General features: G+C 58.0%; 16 protein-coding genes. All 16 read left to right on the top strand.

Annotated elements, in window-relative coordinates:
- Positions 1-441: 441 nt before the first annotated feature.
- The 16 genes from infA to G7Y43_RS01630 all read left to right on the top strand — a co-directional run bounded on the left by infA (position 442) and on the right by G7Y43_RS01630 (position 17,412).
- Positions 442-660, top strand: coding sequence for a translation initiation factor IF-1 (gene infA, locus G7Y43_RS01705; RefSeq protein ID WP_165043397.1), 219 nt, complete (start codon positions 442-444; stop codon positions 658-660).
- 179 nt (positions 661-839) lie between these two features.
- Positions 840-953 (top strand): 50S ribosomal protein L36, encoded by a 114-nt coding sequence (gene rpmJ / locus G7Y43_RS01700; protein WP_006363204.1) that lies wholly within the window; start codon positions 840-842, stop codon positions 951-953.
- Between the two features lie 20 nt (positions 954-973).
- Positions 974-1,342 (top strand): 30S ribosomal protein S13, encoded by a 369-nt coding sequence (rpsM, locus tag G7Y43_RS01695; protein WP_165043395.1) that lies wholly within the window; start codon positions 974-976, stop codon positions 1,340-1,342.
- Between the two features lie 10 nt (positions 1,343-1,352).
- A complete protein-coding gene (gene rpsK / locus G7Y43_RS01690; protein WP_165043393.1) occupies positions 1,353-1,751 on the top strand; it encodes a 30S ribosomal protein S11 in 399 nt (132 codons plus the stop codon).
- A gap of 16 nt (positions 1,752-1,767) precedes the next feature.
- Entirely contained in the window at positions 1,768-2,364 is a 597-nt protein-coding gene (gene rpsD, locus G7Y43_RS01685) for a 30S ribosomal protein S4 (protein WP_165043391.1), read from the top strand.
- A 29-nt stretch (positions 2,365-2,393) separates the two neighbouring features.
- Positions 2,394-3,344 (top strand): DNA-directed RNA polymerase subunit alpha, encoded by a 951-nt coding sequence (locus tag G7Y43_RS01680; RefSeq protein ID WP_165043389.1) that lies wholly within the window; start codon positions 2,394-2,396, stop codon positions 3,342-3,344.
- Between the two features lie 13 nt (positions 3,345-3,357).
- Positions 3,358-3,960 carry a 50S ribosomal protein L17 gene (gene rplQ / locus G7Y43_RS01675; RefSeq protein ID WP_165043387.1) on the top strand — a complete coding sequence of 201 codons (603 nt, stop codon included), beginning with the start codon at positions 3,358-3,360 and terminating at the stop codon, positions 3,958-3,960.
- Positions 3,961-4,053: 93 nt separating this feature from the next.
- A complete protein-coding gene (locus G7Y43_RS01670; RefSeq protein WP_241158102.1) occupies positions 4,054-4,944 on the top strand; it encodes an energy-coupling factor transporter transmembrane protein EcfT in 891 nt (296 codons plus the stop codon).
- A gap of 254 nt (positions 4,945-5,198) precedes the next feature.
- Entirely contained in the window at positions 5,199-6,491 is a 1,293-nt protein-coding gene (gene eno, locus G7Y43_RS01665; protein ID WP_165043385.1) for a phosphopyruvate hydratase, read from the top strand.
- A 245-nt stretch (positions 6,492-6,736) separates the two neighbouring features.
- Positions 6,737-7,975 carry a 4Fe-4S binding protein gene (locus tag G7Y43_RS01660; protein ID WP_165043383.1) on the top strand — a complete coding sequence of 413 codons (1,239 nt, stop codon included), beginning with the start codon at positions 6,737-6,739 and terminating at the stop codon, positions 7,973-7,975.
- A 66-nt stretch (positions 7,976-8,041) separates the two neighbouring features.
- Positions 8,042-9,433, top strand: coding sequence for an alanine racemase (alr, locus tag G7Y43_RS01655; RefSeq protein WP_165043381.1), 1,392 nt, complete (start codon positions 8,042-8,044; stop codon positions 9,431-9,433).
- Between the two features lie 17 nt (positions 9,434-9,450).
- Complete coding sequence (locus tag G7Y43_RS01650; RefSeq protein ID WP_241158101.1) at positions 9,451-10,218, top strand: uracil-DNA glycosylase; 768 nt, start codon at positions 9,451-9,453, stop codon at positions 10,216-10,218.
- 3 nt (positions 10,219-10,221) lie between these two features.
- Positions 10,222-11,643 carry a folylpolyglutamate synthase/dihydrofolate synthase family protein gene (locus G7Y43_RS01645; protein ID WP_165043379.1) on the top strand — a complete coding sequence of 474 codons (1,422 nt, stop codon included), beginning with the start codon at positions 10,222-10,224 and terminating at the stop codon, positions 11,641-11,643.
- Between the two features lie 241 nt (positions 11,644-11,884).
- Complete coding sequence (locus tag G7Y43_RS01640; RefSeq protein WP_165043377.1) at positions 11,885-13,843, top strand: fructose-1,6-bisphosphatase; 1,959 nt, start codon at positions 11,885-11,887, stop codon at positions 13,841-13,843.
- 386 nt (positions 13,844-14,229) lie between these two features.
- Positions 14,230-16,818, top strand: a complete 2,589-nt coding sequence (locus G7Y43_RS01635) for a molybdopterin-dependent oxidoreductase (protein ID WP_241158100.1) — start codon at positions 14,230-14,232, stop codon at positions 16,816-16,818.
- A gap of 12 nt (positions 16,819-16,830) precedes the next feature.
- Positions 16,831-17,412: a 4Fe-4S dicluster domain-containing protein gene (locus G7Y43_RS01630; protein ID WP_165043375.1), complete on the top strand. Its 582-nt coding sequence runs from the start codon at positions 16,831-16,833 to the stop codon at positions 17,410-17,412.
- The last annotated feature ends 25 nt before the right edge of the window (positions 17,413-17,437 follow it).

Here is a 17,437-nt window from a genome sequence, read left to right as displayed (position 1 = left end):
TGACCGTTATCGGGGAATGCCCACTGGTCACGTAGAGGTCAATTGCAGCTTGCTTTTCCTCTTGGGTGTGATGGTGATACATGGCCATCTCCTTGTCTCAGATGTCCAAGTTTTTGTCCACACCCCCACTTCTCTCGTTTGTGCTTGCATGCTGCTTGTGCTTCTGGTACAGTATCGCAGTCAACACCGACAAGGCGGTGGTGCTGCGTGTCTCTAACTCGGCACGCAAGCGCAAATACCTGGCGATCCCGCTTCGGCGCACTTGCGTAGCGAGGGTTGCGCGGCCTTAGTACCGCTGGCCTGACAAGCAGGTCTTTGAAACCAGCACCGCCGGTTCTCTGGTTTTGTGCACTTATTTGCGAAAATCTCTTCCATAATTGAATCTCCTTTGCTAACATGCATTCTTGCTGTTTACTGACCACTCGCAAGAAGAGGGATCCCTTGGCTAAAGAAGATGTTATTGAGCTCGAAGGCACGGTGCTTGAAGCGCTGCCGAACGCGATGTTCAACGTCGAACTTGAGAATGGGCACAAGATTTTGGCCCACATTTCCGGCAAGATGCGCATGCACTACATTAAGATCCTGCCGGGCGACAAGGTGACCGTAGAGTTGTCTGTTTACGATTTGAATCGCGGGCGCATCACCTACCGGTTCAAGTAGCACGCGCGTTTCACGCGCACGAAGACGCTTTCGATCCCGCAAGGGCGAAGCGTCTTTTCTGCGCCCCGATGCAGGCTTGTAGCCGTGAAGTCGTGGGGAGCAGCGGAAATGAAGGAAAACAACCGCCAGCGGCTGGGCGTTTAGATAGACGGAAAACGCATAACCGAAAGGATGAAAAAATGAAGGTACGCCCTTCGGTCAAGAAAATGTGCGACAAGTGCAAAATCATCCGACGCCATGGCAAGGTTCTCGTCATCTGCGAGAATCCGCGTCATAAGCAGCGTCAGGGCTAGGAAGAAAGAGGAGATAACCTATGGCACGTCTTGTTGGTGTCGACCTTCCTCGCGACAAGCGCATTGAAGTCGGCTTGACCTACATTTACGGCATTGGCCTGACCACTTCCAAGAAGATCCTCGCCGAAACCGGTGTCAACCCCGACACTCGCGTCCGCGATCTTACGGAAGACGATCTGCAGAAGCTGCGCGACTATATCCAAGAGCATGTGAAGCACGAAGGCGACCTGCATCGCGAGGTTAGCCAGAACGTGAAGCGTCTCATGGAGATCGGTTGCTATCGCGGCCTGCGTCATCGTCGCGGTCTGCCCGTTCGCGGCCAGCGCACCCATACGAATGCTCGCACCCGCAAGGGTCCCCGTAAGCAAATCGGCGGAAAGAAGAAGTGAGGTAGCTTAAGTGGCAGCAAAGAAAAACGTGCGCACGCGCATCAAGCGCTCCGAGCGTAAGAACATCGCTGTTGGCGCTGCGCATATCAAGTCTACGTTCAACAACACCATCGTGAGCATCACCGATCCTCAGGGCAACGTGATCACGTGGCAGTCCGCCGGCACGGTGGGCTTCAAGGGTTCCCGTAAGGGCACGCCGTTCGCGGCTCAGCTCGCCGCTGAGAACGCCGCCAAGACGGCGATGGAGCACGGTCTGAAGAAGGTTGCCGTTTACGTGAAGGGCCCCGGTTCGGGTCGCGAGACGGCTATTCGCTCGCTTCAGGCTGCTGGCCTCGAGATCGCCAGCATCCAGGACTGCACTCCTATTCCGCATAACGGCTGCCGCCCCAAGAAGCGTCGCCGCAACTAGAAGGGATCCGATAACCATGGCAATCAATAGAACTCCGGTTCTGAAGCGCTGCCGTCAGCTCGGCCTCGATCCGGTTGTGCTCGGCTACAGCAGCAATAAAACCTCCAAGCGCGAGCCGAAAAGGCGTCGCAAGGAATCCGAGTATGGCATGCAGCTTCGCGAGAAGCAGAAGGTGAAGTTCATCTACGGCGTGCTCGAGAAGCAGTTCCGCGGCTACTACGAGAAGGCCAAGCGCATGCCGGGCATCACGGGTGACAACCTGATGATTATCCTGGAGTCGCGTCTTGACAGCGTTATCTTCCGCCTGGGCTTTGCCCGCACTCGTAAGGAAGCTCGTCAGATCGTCACTCACGGTCATATTACCGTGAACGGCCGTCGTGTCGACGTGCCTTCCTTCCGCGTGAAGGCTGGCGATTTGGTGGCTGTTGCGCCGAAGTCGAAGGATCTGCTGGTCATCAAGAGCGCTTTGGTTTCCAACGAGCGTTTCCAGGTTCCGGCTTGGCTCGAGGTTGACATCGAAAAGCTGCAGGGCAGCGTTCTGTCTCTTCCGACTCGCGATCAGATCGATTTGGAGATTCGCGAACAGCTTATCGTCGAGCTTTACTCGAAATAATCGCAGCATAGTAAGGAGGCTAATAAAGCATGACAGAGTTCATGAGGCCTACTGTAGAAACGGAAGAAGTCAACGATACGGTAGCTCGTTTCATTGTCGAGCCACTCGAGCGCGGTTATGGTTATACGCTGGGTAACTGCATGCGTCGTGTGCTGCTGTCGTCGTTGGATGGAGCGAAAGCAACCGCCATTCAGATCACTGGCGTGCAGCATGAGTTCACCACGGCCGAAGGTGTCATCGAAGACATCACCGACATCGTGCTGAATGTGAAGGGCCTGGTATTCTCGGCGCTCAACGACGACATCGAAGAGGCCACCGCGCATGTGTCCATCGAAGGTCCCTGCGTTGTTACTGGCGCTGACCTTGAGGTGCCGACGGAATTTACGCTGGTGAACCCCGACCATGTTATCGCTACGGTTGCCGACGGCGGTCAGCTTGACATGACCATTCGCATTGGTGTGGGTCGCGGGTACGTTTCCGCCGAGCGCAACAAGCGTACAGAGGATCCCATTGGTGTCATCCATGTGGATTCGTTGTTCTCGCCGGTTCGCCGTTGCACGCTCAACGTTGCCGACACGCGTGTTGGTCAGCGCACCGACTACGACAAGCTGGTGCTCGAGGTTGAAACCGACGGTTCGCTGTCTCCGAAGGATGCGGTGTGCCGTGCGGCCAACATCATCAACCAGTACATGGGCGCGTTCCTAAGCCTGTCCGACATGATGGACGAGGAAGAGGGCGAGATTCCCTCCATCTTCGCTCCCGAAGGCCAGGAGTCGAACGCCGAGCTGGACAAGCAGATCGAAGACCTCGATCTGTCGGTTCGCTCGTACAACTGCCTGAAGCGCGCCGGCATCCATTCCGTGCGCCAGCTCGTTGAGTTCTCCGAAAACGACTTGCTGAACATACGCAACTTTGGTGCGAAGTCCATTGAGGAAGTGAAGGACAAGCTCATTTCCATGGACCTCAATTTGAAGCTTTAGGAGATAAAGGATCATGAGGCACAATTACAAGGGCCGCAAGCTGGGCACCGACTTCAGCCACACCAAGGCTATGAAGAAGAGCTTGGTTTGCGCGCTGTTCAAGAACGACCGTATTAAGACGATCGAGTCGCGCGCCAAGGAGATCCGCGGCGACGTTGACCACATCATCACGCTTGCCAAGCGTGGCGACCTGCATGCTCGCCGTCAGGCTATCGCGAAGATGGGCGACAAGGAGCTTGTGCGCGAGATCTTCGAGAAGGTGGAGCAGGGTCTGTTCGCCGATCGCAATGGCGGCTACACCCGCATCATGAAGCTCGGCAACCGCAAGGGCGACAATGCTCCCATGGTTATCATGGAGTTCTGCACTGAGCCCGTTGCGAAGAAGGACGACAAGAAGGCTGCTCCTAAGAAAGTTACGCCGAAGAAGGTTGCTCCTGCCGAGGATAAGGCCGAAGAGGCTGCTGCCGAGGAAGCCACCGAGGTTGCTGAGGCCACCGAAGCTCCAGCTGAGGAAGCCGCTGCGGAAGCTGTCGAAGCCGAGGCTGCTCCGGCCGAGGCCGAAGAGGCTGCTGAGGAAGCAGAAGAGGCTTCCGTCGAGGAAAAGAAGGCCGAGTAAGCTGCTTCTGGCGTTTCTGTCACAAGTAACACAAGAAAGGGTCCGCTTCGGCGGACCCTTTCTGTTAGAATCTGCCTTCGTTGAAAAGGGCGGATGACGGTTCAAAGGCGTACGGGCGAGGTTGTAATGGGCTTGAGCGTGCAGACATACATTCCGGGTTCAACACCGATGCATGCCCTCGACGCGCGGGTGAAGCTGGTGCTGCTTGCTGCCTATTCTGTTGCGCTGTTTCTGATACAAACATGGCTAGGCTTGCTGTGCGCGTTTTTCCTGCTCGCAGGCGCGATCGCTTTGGCAAAGTTGCCCGTGAGCCGCATCGCGGGCATGCTTGTACCGGTGTATGTAATTGTGTTGTTCACTGTACTGTTCAATGGGTTTGCGCTCGACGTATCCGCAGCAACCGACCGGGTTGTCGCATCGGGGCTGGCGGGCGTGTCTGCGGGTGTGCTGGCCGACTGGCAGCCCGTTGTGCTTGTAGGGAACTTCGGCTGGTATCCGGCGGGTTTCGCTCGTGGTTGTTTTTACGCGGTGCGCATTGTGCTGTTGGTGGCGGCGAGTTTGGTGCTGTGCTTCACTACCACGTCAACAAAGCTTACCGACGCGCTGAACTCGTTTTTGAAGCCACTTCGATCATTCGGTGTTCCAATAGACGATGCGGCGATGATCTTCAGCCTGGCGCTGCGGTTCATTCCTGTGACTGCGGAAGAGTTTGAGCGTGTGCGTGTGGCGCAGTTGTCACGTGGGGCAAAATTCGATGTGGGTGCTCTGCAAGAGAAGCTGCGTGCGTGGCAGACGGTGCTCATCCCTTTGTTTGTTGGTATGTTTCGCCGTGCCGATTCTCTGGCACACGCCATGGAAGCTCGCTGCTATGGCATGCCCGGTGTTGCGCGCACAAGCCTTCACGATTCATCAATTCCGCTCGCCCACGTAGCCGCGCTCATTGCGGGGCTGCTTACGTGTATCGTGCTTGCGCTGGTGTTCTAAGGAGGGGGAGCGCGGGCGCGACAATGGGGGCCAGATGTGACAAAAAACTCCGCCCTGACCCTACTGTCACGTCTGACCCCCATTGTCCGGGTGCGGATGTTTGAGAAAGTACGCGTCCAACCGTGGAACCGTGGGCATTCGGCTGTTTGAAGGCTCGGAGTTGTACAAAACGCTGTGTGCTCCGGCGCTTCGGGCTGCGTCGTGCTATGATTCTTCCAGTTGTTTATTCCGAACGTTCTCTTTAGGAGGCACTCATGAGCGTCATTATCGATGTGTACGGTCGCGAGGTTCTCGACTCGCGCGGCAACCCGACCGTCGAAGTGGAGGTTGTTTTGGAGGATGGCGCGTTTGGTCGCGCTGCTGTTCCCTCTGGCGCATCGACCGGCGCGTTTGAGGCCGTTGAGCTGCGCGATTGCGACAAGAGCCGCTATCTTGGCAAAGGCACGCTGGATGCCGTTGGGCATGTGAATAACGAAATTGCCGATGCGCTCATTGGCGAAGAGGCCGACGATCAGCGTCGCATCGATGCGATCATGCTCGAACTTGACGGGACCGACAACAAGGGTGCGCTGGGCGCAAATGCCATTCTGGGTGCGTCGTTAGCCGTGGCTCGTGCATCGGCCGAGTCCGCTGCGTTGCCGCTGTACAAGTATGTTGGTGGCGTTGGGGCGCATCTTCTGCCGACGCCCATGATGAACATCTTAAACGGCGGCGTGCATGCCGATAACAACGTGGACTTCCAGGAATTCATGATCATGCCGGTGGGCGCCCCCACCTTCGCCGAGGCACTGCGCTGGTGCGCCGAAATCTACCACACGCTGAAGAAGGTGCTGCATGACGCCGGCCTGGGCGGCGGCGTGGGCGATGAAGGTGGCTTCGCGCCGAACTTCACCACGAACAAAGAGCCGCTCGAGTACATTGTGCGCGCATGCGAGGCCGCAGGCTACAAGCCGGGTAGCGATATCATGTTCGCTATGGATCCCGCTTCCACTGAGTTCTACAACGCCGAAACTGGCAAGTATGTGCTGGCAGGCGAAGGCCGCGAGCTCACGAGCGAGGAAATGGTGGATTACTGGGAGGCGCTGGTGAACGAGTTCCCCATTATCTCAATCGAAGACGGCATGGCTGAGGAAGACTGGGATGGCTGGAAGGCTTTGACCGACCGCATTGGCGACAGGGTGCAGCTGGTAGGCGACGACCTGTTCGTTACGAACAGCAAGCGCCTTGCTAAGGGCATCGAGCTGGGTTGCGCGAACGCCATTCTCATTAAGGTGAACCAGATTGGCAGCCTGACTGAAACCATGGAAGCTATTGAGATGGCCAAACAGGCGGGTTACGCGTGCGTGATGAGCCATCGTTCTGGCGAAACTGAGGACACCACCATTGCCGACTTGTCCGTTGCGTGCAACACCGGCCAGATCAAGACCGGTGCCCCGTGCCGAAGCGACCGCGTTGCGAAGTACAATCAGCTGCTGCGCATCGAGGAAGAGCTCGATGCTGCGGCCCGCTATGCTGGCATGGATGCGTTCTACAACATCAAGCGCTAACTCAAAACCAGTGCGGAAGCCCTGCCGCTGCGTAAAGCGAACGGGAACCAAAGGGGAAGAGGCGGCATCCAAAACGGGTGCCGCTTTTTCTGGTGCGCTGAGTATTACCCTAGAGCTGGCGCTTGCGTGCAGTTTGCCCCTGTTGCAGCGCACGCGTGCCGCCCTTGCGATACACTGTGCACGCGCGTTTATTCCGCGCGGTGCGAGACGAAAACCACGGTCAAGCAGGTACGGGGGAATGCATCATGCCAACCTTAGCGGATGTCGTCGAAATTGCAGAGGTGCTGGGAACCAAGGCGGTTTTTCCGGTGAAAGACCGCTGCATTGCCGTGCGCAACCGTCATTCCTCGTGCCATAAATGCAGCGAAGCGTGTCCGGCAGGTGCGGTGTACGCCGAAAAAAACAAGCTCGAATTCGATGCAGCGGCTTGCATGTCGTGTGGAGCATGCACGACTGCATGCCCGGTTGAGGCATTGGTGCCGCTGCTCCCCGACGATGAGACGCTGGGGCGCGCCGCGCGTATCGTAGTTGAGGAAACGGGCGGCGTGGCGGTGTTCGCTTGTGCGCGCATTGCGTCGAAAGGCGTGGGTGATCCGGCGAAGTATGCCGAAGTGCCGTGTATGGCGCGTATCGAAGAAAGCCTGCTGGTTGAGCTCGCCTCAGAAGGCGTTCGCGATATCGTGTTGGTTGACGGCGTGTGTAAGACGTGCAAGTATCGCTCGTGCGTGCCGCGCTTCGACGAAGTGGTGCGCACCGCAACAAAACTCATTTCCGTGCAGGGTGGTCTGGCTCGCATTTCGCGGACGTCGGAGTTTCCCGATTGCGCGCTGGTGGACAACAAATGGGAACTGCTCAGCGAATCGCGTCGCGGCTTCTTCACGTCCATGGGCACGCGTGCGGCCGATGCGGCCACTGAAACAGTGAAATACCTGGTGGGGAAGAACCCCGAGAACCAGGTGCAGGAAAAGCTGCGCGATTTTCTTCAAATAACCGAAAGTGGCTCGCTTCCGCAATTCTCACCCGAACGGCGCGGACGCTTGCTCGATTCCATGTATGCCATTGGGGAAGCGGCGGCGCACGAGGCAACCGAAACTACCGAAGCTATCGAACCAGCCGAAGCTATCGAACCAGCCCGGCTCGAAACGAGGCTGTTCGGCTCGGTTGAGATCGACGAAGAAAAGTGCCGAGCTTGCACTATGTGCACAGTGTTTTGCCCTACGGGTGCGCTGACGAAAAGCACCATCGCACCCGAAGACGGGGTGGGAAGCTACCTTGAATTCTCGGCGTCAGACTGCGTGCAATGCAACCTGTGTGCTGACGCCTGTCTGAACAAATGCTTGACGGTGCATCCGGTGGTGTCGGTTGACGAGCTGTTCGATTTCGAGCCGCGGCTCATTCATCTACCCGACAAGCCAAAGAACAAGGGTATCGGGGCGGCGTTCCGTACTCCGAAACCGTCATCGCGGCGACCGGTGAAGCAGTAACGAAACGAGTGCGAGTGCGTCAACGCGCGAACACGCGAGCAAAAAATGTGTAAGGAAGGTTCAACCATGGCACAAGACGATTTGCCCAATGGGTTCACAGGATTCGCCAACAGGAAGCCGGCCGGATTCGAGTCGGCGGCAAGTTCGATGCATCGCACCGCAGGTCCAGACGCGTACAAGACGGCTATGAGCACGTTCGGCGAGGCGTCTTCGTGGGGGGCGAACAACGCCTTTCAGTACGCACGTGATCATGCGCGTCCCGATGCCGACCAGGCGCCGGCGACGTTTGATCCCGACGAGCTGCGCGCTATCCCTGCGCTCGACCGGCGCTGGTCGTGGGTTGAAATCGACTTAAATGCTATTCGCCACAATGCGATGGCATACAAGCAGCGCATTGGTGCAGGTCGCAGGCTGATGGCAGTGGTGAAGGCCGACGCCTACGGTCATGGCGCGGTTCGTTGTGCGCGCACGGCGCTGAATTCCGGTGCTGAGTACTTGGGCGTGGCTACGGTGCAGGAAGCAATTGAGCTGCGCGAAGCGCTGGTGAACGCGCCGATTCTGGTATTGGCGGAGCCTCCGATAACGGCTATCCCGCTGCTTTTAGGCTACAAGGTTATGCCATCGGTGTACACGCCCGAATTCGCTATCGCGTATGCCGAAGCTGCCGATGCCATGGGTCTGCGAGCACCGTTTCATCTGGCGGTGAACACGGGCATGAACCGCATTGGCGTGCGCTACGACGAAGTGGTTGAGTTCATGATGCAGGTTGGCTTTCATCGCGCGCTCGACCTGGTGGGCACGTTTACGCACTTCGCAACCGCCGACCATGCAGAAACGCTCGATTTCCAAATCCAGCTGAAGCGCTTTATCGAAGCGGTGGGGGCGCTTCGCGCGGCCGGCATTGACCCTGGCATCGTGCATAGCGCGAACTCGGCGGCGGGCATGCGCTACCCTGATTCGTTCTTCGACATGATTCGTCTGGGTATTTCGCTGTACGGGTTCCATTCATGCCGGGAAACTCGGTCGATGGTCGATCTTGTTCCCGCTATGAGCGTGCATGCGCGTATTACCGATGTGCGTACGGTTCCCATGAGTGAAGGCGTAAGCTACGGGTTGAACTACCGCAGTCCCGGCAGCGTGAAGATTTGCACGCTGCCCATCGGATATGCCGACGGGTACTGTCGCGGACTTTCTAGTCGCGTGAGTGTGGTGTACGAGGGTCGGCTGTGCCGTCAGGCGGGAAACATCTGCATGGATCAGTGTATGTTCGAGGTGGACATGAGGTCGTCGGCACTGCGGCCGCGGCTCGACCCGCAGATTGGCGACGAGGTGGTGCTCGTCGGCTCGCAAGGCGACGCTTGCGTGACCATCGACGAGATGGCAACGCTTTTGGGAACCATTCCGCACGAGGTGGCCATCGGCTTCGGCTGCTCGCGTCTGCCCCGCATCTGGCGCTGATAAGGGGAGGTTTCACCATGTCGAAACCCGCTTTGCCACTTGAGAGCATCCGCGCGCAGGTTGAAGCGTGCCGAAGGTGCCCCTTGGCCGACGGCCGCACGCAGACGGTGTTCGGAGCGGGCGACCCTCACGCCCGTGTGCTCATCGTTGGTGAGGCACCGGGAAAAAACGAGGACCTTCAGGGCGAACCGTTCGTGGGCGCTGCGGGAAAGTACCTGAACGAATTGCTGGCCATTGCGGGGCTGCGCCGCGAAGACGTGTTCATCGCGAACGTATTGAAGTGCAGGCCCCCGGGAAACCGCGACCCTCGCCCCGAGGAAATACAATTGTGCGCCGACTTCCTGCGTGAACAGACGCGCTCTATCAATCCGGAGTTTATTGTAACGCTGGGAAATTTTGCGACGAAGTTCATCCTGAAAACCGAAGTCGGCATCACGCGGTTGCACGGCAGCATGCAGCGTGCGGGGCGTTTCAAGGTTTTTCCCATCTTCCATCCGGCGGCGGCGCTGTACGATGGTAGCAAACGCGTTGCCCTTGAAGACGACTTCCATACGCTCGGCGAACTGATTCGCCAGTCAGACGAGGCACATGCACTTCAGCAAGCGCAAGAAGCTGCACGCTGCGCGCCGGAAAGCGTGGTACAGGAAGCTGGTGGACAACCTGCTGGCAAATCAGCTGATCAGCCTACCGATGAGCAGTCCGCTAACGAACAGTCCGCTGACGATCAGCCTGCTAAAGAGCAGCCTGCCGCACAAGCTTCACTCGACTTCTCCGCAGGAGCGTGAGAAATGCCCGCTGAAGAGAACCCTAACGCAGGCTTTGATGCGGTTGCGTACATCAACGAGCCGCGATGGCAGGCGTCCAGGCTCGGGCTTGATCGCATTCGCGGCTTGCTGGATCGCATGGGAAATCCGCAGCGGCACCTGCGGTTCGTACACGTTGCGGGCACGAACGGAAAAGGCTCGGTCTGTGCTTACCTTGCCAGCGTGTTGCAGGCAGCGGGATTCCGAACAGGACTTTTTACGAGCCCCTATATTATTCGCTTTGAAGAGCGCATCCGCGTTAATGGCAAAAGCATATCCGAGGCCAATCTTCGTGCGGTAACGCTATTCGTGCGCAGCCATGCCGAGGCGATGGCTGCGGAAACGGGCGACCACCCAACCGAATTCGAGTTGATGACCGCCGTGGCGTTCGAGTATTTTGCGCGCAGTGGATGCGACATTGCCGTTGTAGAAGTGGGGCTTGGCGGTCGTTTGGACTCTACGAACGTGATCGAGCAGCCCGAGGTGTGCGCGATTGCTCGCATTGGGCTTGACCACACGGCACTATTGGGCGACACGGTGGCAGCCATCGCAGGTGAGAAGGCGGGTATTGTGAAGTCGGGTGCGACGGTAGTGTCGTATCCTCAGGAACCTGAAGCTGCGGACGTTATCAATCACGTTGCGGCGAGCTGCGGATGCATGGTGCGTATCCCCGATTTCTCACAGCTAGAAGTTGAACCTGTTTGCGGCGCGCGCCGGGCGTTTCGCTACAAAGGTAGCACGTATACAACGCAGCTTCTGGGAAGCTATCAGCCGGAAAATGCCGCGCTTGTTATCGAAATTGTTGCCGCGCTACGCGCTCGGGGGTGGAACGTTTCCGATGAAGCGCTGTGTGTAGGCATCGCTTCTGCGCAATGGCCAGGGCGCTTTGAGGTGATAACGTTGGGCGTTGCGCCCGCCGACATGAGTGGTGACGCGCCCGCTGCGCTCGCCGTTGCTGCGTCTGTTGTCGCGCCCGCCGGGCCGCTCGTTGACTCGCCCGCCACCGCACCCGCCGGACAAACCCTGGTCATCGACGGTGGACACAACCCGCAGGGGGCTTTCGTGCTAGCCGATTCGCTGCGGGATGCGTTTCCGGGCAGGAAGGTGACGTTCGCATGCGGTGTTCTGGCCGACAAAGACTACCGCGCAATGGTTGCCGCGGTGGCGCCGTTGGCAAACGCGTTCGTGTGTGCCGCCCCGCCCAACCCTCGTGCGCTTCCCGCAGATGACTTGGCGCGCGCGGTGCGCACCGAGCTGCAACAAGCAGGTGTTTCCGCCGTGGTGGAAACCGCGCCGACGATGGCAAGCGCTCTTGCTCGTGCGCGCGAACTTGCCGCGCCCGGCGGGCTCATCTGCGCGTTTGGCAGCTTGTACTCCATTGCTGAGCTGAAGGCGTCGCTCGCCTGAGCACGACGAAAATCAACGGAGCTCGCCTGAATACGCTTGAGCACGACGAAGTATGACGGAGCTTGCCTGAGCTCTACGGAGCTCGAATTGTGCCACTTTCGTTTCCCTGCTCGCCGTGCCGTGCCGTAAACGGTACCATAGTGCAAGCACCGATCAATTCCGCCAGCTCAAGCCACACGGCGGTACCCATTGGTGTTGCGCAAACATACATCATGTCGACTACGTTTCAAGGAGAACGAACATGGACGTAACGGAACAGCGCTACCTTAAGCTTCTTTCCCGGTCGTTCCCTTCCGCCGCGAAAGCGTCGGCGGAAATCATCAACTTAAGCGCCATTTTGAACTTGCCTAAGGAAACCGAATTTTTCGCTTCCGACATCCATGGCGAATACGAGGCGTTCTCCCATATCTTGCGTAACGGTTCGGGGTCTATCCGCATGAAGATAGACGACGTGTTCGGCGACACGCTTGACGAAGCGGAAAAGCGATCGCTCGCTTCGCTTATCTACTATCCGCACGAGCGCATGGATCTGGTGCTTTCCCAGGTAAGCGACATACAGGGATGGTACTCGGTCGTGCTTCCCCGTTTGGTTGAGGTGTGTCGGCGCGCCGCGAGCAAGTATACGCGCAGCCGCGTGCGCAAGGCGCTGCCGCCGGAGTTCGCCTACATTATCGAAGAGCTGTTGACCGAAGATCGTTACGGCGTCGACAAGCAAGCCTACTACGAAGCCATCATCAGCGCCGTCATCCGTACGAATAGCGGGCGTGCTCTCATCGAGGCGCTGTGTAACCTCATACAAAAGCTGGCCATCGACCACCTGCACATTGTGGGCGACATCTACGACCGCGGGCCGGCTCCGCACGTCATCATGGACGCGCTGATGGGCTATGGCTACCATGCGCTCGACATTCAGTGGGGAAATCACGACATCGTGTGGATGGGCGCGTCGCTGGGGCAACGCGGCTGCATCGCGCATGTGGTGCGCAACTGCGCGCGCTACGGCAATCTGTCCATTCTGGAAGACGCCTACGGCATCAACATCTTACCGCTCGCGCAGTTCGCGCAGCGCGCCTACGCCGACGACCAGTGCGTGGCGTTCGGCCTAAAGGGCAATCCCGATTTAAGCCCGCAAGACCTTGAACTGAACATCAAAATACAGAAGGCCATGGCCATTATCCAATTTAAGGTGGAAGGTCAGCTCATCGACGAGAATCCAAGCTTTGGGCTGCAAGATCGCAAGCTGCTGCACCTTATCGACTACGAGCGCGGCACCGTGCTTCTTGACGGCGTGGAACACGAGCTTACCGACAAGGTGTTCCCCACAATCGACCCGGAAAATCCCTATCAGCTCACCCCCGAAGAAGAAGACGTGATGCAGCGCCTGGAGCAGGCGTTTACAAGTTGCGAAAAGCTACAGCGCCACATGCGCTTCTTCCTAGAAGTTGGCAGCTTGTACAAGGTGCAGAACAACACGCTTATGCTCCACGCCTGCGTGCCGCTGAATGCCGACGGAACGCTCAAAGAAGTAAACGTGTTCGGCGAGATACTGAAAGGTCGCGAGCTGTACGACACCATGGAGAACTGGGTGCGCATCGGTTTCTACAGCGACGACGCGCGACTGCGTAAGTGCGGCCGCGACCTGATGTGGTACCTGTGGCTGGGGGAGGGCTCGCCCCTGTTCGCGAAGAGCAAAATGGCCACGTTTGAGCTGTACCTTATCGCCGATAAGGCGGCGCGCAAGGAAGTGAAGAACCCGTTCTACACGCTGTTGGAAGACGAGTCGGCACTGGCGGGTATCTTTGAAGACTTCGGGCTTGATCCTGACCAATCGCGTATCGTGTGCGGACACGTGCCGGTGAAGGTGAAGGACGGCGAAGACCCGGTGAAGTGCGGCGGGCGTGTGCTTACCATCGATGGCGGTTTCTCGAAAGCCTACCAGCCTACTACCGGCATTGCGGGATACACGCTGATCAGCAACTCGTACGGTTTCGTGCTGGCTGCCCATGAGCCACTGGAATCGAGGCAAGCGGCGGTGGAGAAGATGCTCGACATCCATTCGTCCCGGCGTGTGGTGGAAAGCGTGCGTGCGCGAACGCTGGTGGCTGACACGGACACGGGGACAGTGTTAAAGCAGCAAATCGCCGACTTGGAACGCCTGCTCGAAGCATACCGTCGTGGCGAAATAGCCGAGCGAGAATAAATCGCAGGGGGGCAAATGCCGCGCCCTGCCGCGCTCTACGCCCCCTGCGCTCTTCCGAGCTCTTCCGCGCCTCCTGCACCCCTATACCTTCTGTACACCCACGCCCCTGCACGCCCCCGCATTGAATGCGGGGGTGTTTGCGTCGCGCAATGACACGGGTGCTGCGCCCTGCTGCACCCCCGTCATTGCTGGTTTTCCCAATTTCCCAAAACCTGTTGAGGTTAGCCTTTCCGGCCTAGATACTGTACGTGGCAAGGGGAGACGTTCAATTCAATCAAATCGCAGATCACGCTACTACTGTACAGGGAAATCGCTTCCCTTGAATGCGTATATCTGCAACCTGGCCCCTTGTGTAACGCTGGCAGTCGATCAAGGAGGCGAGCTTCATGACGAGAGGTCTTACAGCAAAAGGCGAGGTGCGCCCGTGGAGCGAAACGCACGTGCGAAATGAATCAGGTAGGGGCGACGAAGGGGCAAGCATGCTGCCTTCAACAAGCCGTCGCTCGTTTCTGAAACTTGCGGGCGTCGGAGCGGTTGCCGCCATTACGCCGCAGGTTCTAACGGCGTGTTCTACGCAAGAGAAAGCCACAGATGGCGGTGCGCCTTTAGGGAAATCGGGGCCGGTGGGCACGGCGCAGCCCGATTACGATCGTGTTGGTCGGTGTACCTGTGCGCCGAATTGCGTGGGAAGCTGCGGCATTAACGCTTTCGTGAAAGACGACACTATCGTAAAGGTTGAACCTGCCGACTTTCCCGATGAAAACTACAACCGCATTTGCCTGTGCGGCATTTCGAACGCGCTCCAGCGCGTGTATTCTCCCGATCGCATAAAGTACCCCATGAAACGCGTTGGCGAGCGGGGCTCAGGCGAATGGGAGCGCATCAGCTGGGAAGAGGCCATCGATCTCATCTGCGAAAAGATGACGTACAACATCGAGAACTACGGACCTACCGCTAACTCATGGCTGGGGATGACGGGCAATTACGGCATCGTCCCGCAGTGCTTCTCGGGAATGATGGCCAGCACGTATGACGGCACGCAGTGGACGAACTTCGGCATCATGGGCGACTTGGGGTGCAACATGGGCTGGATTCCCACAACGGGCGTTCAGCAAGACGCTGCCGACTGGGAAGACATGTTGGGGTCGAAGACCATCATCATGTTCGGCTGCAACTACGCAGAAACCAACAAACAAGAAATGCACTTCCTCTTCGACGCGCAGGAAGCAGGATCCCGTGTGATTGTGGTCGATCCTCGTTACTCGCGCACGGCGGCGAAAGCTGATGTGTGGATTCCTATTCGCCCGGGAACCGACGCAGCGCTCATGATGGGAATGATGAACTGCCTTATCGCTGACAACAAGATAGACGCCGATTACATTCGATCGAACACAAACGGTGCGTTCCTTGTTGACGCGGCCACACGAAAGCTTGTGAAAGACGGCGATGACTACCTGGTATGGGACGAGCAGGAAAACGCCGTGGCGAAAGTGTCTCCCCTCTCTGATGACTTGAAGCCGGCGTACCCGTCGGTGCAGGTGCAAGGCGAGGTGCCCGATGCGTGCGACGTTCCCGATACCGCTGCGATAACCGGAACGTACGAAATTGAGGTTGGCGGCGAAAAACTTACGGCTAGCCCTGCGTTCCAGGCGATTGTTGACTCTGTTGCCGCCTACACGCCCGAAGTGGCCAGCGCCATCTGTGAAGTGTCGGTTGACGACATTGTTGAACTTGCGCGCGCATACGCCGAGGATACGCCGGCGAAGATCCAGATCAGCCAGGGAACCAACCGCTACTGGAATGGGCATCTTCCCACGAGGGCGGCCATTCAGATGGCGGCCATTACCGGCAACGTGGGCAAGCAATATGCCGGCGTCAACTGGGCGGGTGGCGGTCTCATGCGTGTTTTGTTCAGCGTGAACCCTGAAGGTATGGCGCCACGCGAAGGCCATGCGGCCACAGCGCTGCCAGGCACGCAGTGGATGGATCTTGTTGCCAGCCAGCAGCCGCATCCCATTAAGCTCATCTGGTTCAACAACTATGGATGGGGAACGCAAGGCCCCGAAGGCAGAAAGCTTGTCGAAGAGGTTTTGCCTCAGCTCGATTTCATTATCACCACGGATAACATCCTAAACGCTGGTGCCGAAATGTCCGATCTCGTGCTGCCCGCCACATCGTACTACGAAGAGCCGTTTGAGGTAGTTACCGCTTGGTCGAACTTCTACGTACAGGCGCGCGAGCAGGTGATTCCGCCAATGTATGAGGCGAAAAGCGATTACGAGATTGGCCAGATGGTAGCCGAGCGTTTCGGTATCAAAGACGACACGTCGTGGAAACACGAAGCGAAGGAATGGGCGCGCAAGTACGTTATCGAAGGGAACGCCGCGCCGGAATTCCGCGCCATTGACTTCGATGAGCTTGTGGAAAAGCAGGTCGTACGAGCCGATTTCCCCAGCCCGTATATTCCGTTCGAATCGCAGCGTTTCGCCACGCCGTCGGGCAAGCTGGAAATCTACACCGACAGCCTGGTCGATTTCGGCGAGGAAGTGGCCGCGTTCTATGAGCCGGCCGAGAGCAACCGTCAGGAATTGGCGGCCAAGTTCCCGCTTACGTTCATGAATGCCAGAACGGTGTACACCACGCACAGCCAGCACGTCAACCTGCCGTGGATTGGCGAGCTCATTCCCGAGCCGTGGATTGAGATATCTACCGCCGACGCGCAGGATCGTGGCATCGCGACTGGCGATGTGGTGCGAGTGTTCAACGATCGCGGCGAGTACCGGGTGAAGGCGCTGGTGACCGAAGAGCTGAAGCCAGGCTGCGTGAACCAGCGGCAAGGCTGGTGGCCGAAGCACTTCCCCGAGAACAGTCATTACCGCGATCTGCTCCACATGAAGCTCAACCCAGCTCAGGACGCGATCTTCGAAACGAACTTCGCGCCGTACGACAATCTTGTTGAGATCGAGAAGGCGTAAAGGAGATAAGCCATGACGAAATATGCCTTTGCTATCAACCTTCACCGTTGCGTTGGGTGTCGTACCTGCACAGTCAGTTGCAAGATGGAAAACGCGGTTGCCGATGGCCTGCAGCGCATTCGCGTGCTGAACGACGCCAGCGAAACCACGCTTGATGCGCCCGCGGGCGTTTACCCGAACGTGTCGTTTCTGTGGCGACCCGTGCCCTGCCAGCATTGCGATGAGCCGCCGTGTATCGACCCCTGTCCGGTTGAGGCCACATGGAAGCGCGATGACGGCGTAGTCGTCGTTGACAAGGAGCTCTGCATCGGGTGCGACTCGTGCATTAAGATGTGCCCCTACGACGCTCGCTTCTTAGACGAAACGGCGGGTGTGGTTGACAAGTGCGATTTGTGTATTCGCCGCCTGTCGAACGGCGAGGAAAAAACCATGTGTGAGTTGTGCTGTCCCAACCGCGCAATCACCGTGGGCGACTTAGACGATCCGGAATCGGCCATTTCGAAGATTATTGCGGAAAACGACGTCGAACGCTACGACGAAGAAGCGGGAACACAACCGAACGTGTACTACTGGTGGTCGGTGAAGAAGGCGTAGCGCACGCAAAGGGTGTCGCACGTAT

The organism is Adlercreutzia sp. ZJ138, from assembly GCF_011038935.1.
Taxonomy (GTDB): Bacteria; Actinomycetota; Coriobacteriia; order Coriobacteriales; family Eggerthellaceae; genus ZJ141.
Note: the sequence above shows the minus strand (reverse complement) of the source record. Positions and strands in the feature narration are given on the sequence as shown.